The sequence below is a fragment of the Rhizobium sp. FG96 genome (genome assembly GCF_057808655.1).
The window spans coordinates 1-512 of record NZ_JBMDIL010000043.1 but is presented as its reverse complement, the minus strand read 5'-3'; the positions used below and the strand labels follow the sequence as shown (position 1 = coordinate 512).

General features: G+C 66.6%; 1 protein-coding gene. It reads right to left on the bottom strand.

Annotated features, from left to right (window positions below; all coding sequences use genetic code 11):
- Positions 1-512: TolC family protein (locus ACODR6_RS32105; RefSeq protein ID WP_489026621.1), on the bottom strand; the 512-nt coding region annotated here is incomplete at both ends.

The window sequence follows — 512 nt, the reverse complement described above, 5'->3', positions numbered from 1 at the left end:
TTCTCGACCTGCTCGACGGCGCTCAGAACAGCCGACTTCCAGGCGAGATAGGCAGCCTTGGCATCCGACTTGGTGATGTCGACATTGGCGCGCAGACGGCCGCCGTCGAAGATCGGCAGGTTCAGCGTCGGGCCGAAGGACCAGGTGGTCAGGCCGCCATTGCCGCCAACCGGGCGGACGTAGGACGGCGAGATCGAGCCGGACAGCGAGATCGACGGATAGAGCTGCGCTTCTGCAACGCCGATATTGGCGGTGGCGGCAGCGAGATCGCGTTCGGCCTTGCGGATGTCGGGACGGTTGCGGATCAGGTCGGCCGGGATACCGGCCTGCAGACCGCCACGGAACACCGGCTGGCGCGAGCCCTTCTGCAGTTCGGCCATCAGCGACGATGCCGGCAGGCCGAGCAGGGTGGCGATGTGGTGAGCAGAAACGCGGAAGCTGGTTTCGAGACCGGGGATTTCGGCCTGGGTCGCCTGGACCAGACCTTCGGCCTGGACGACGTCGAGGCGCGA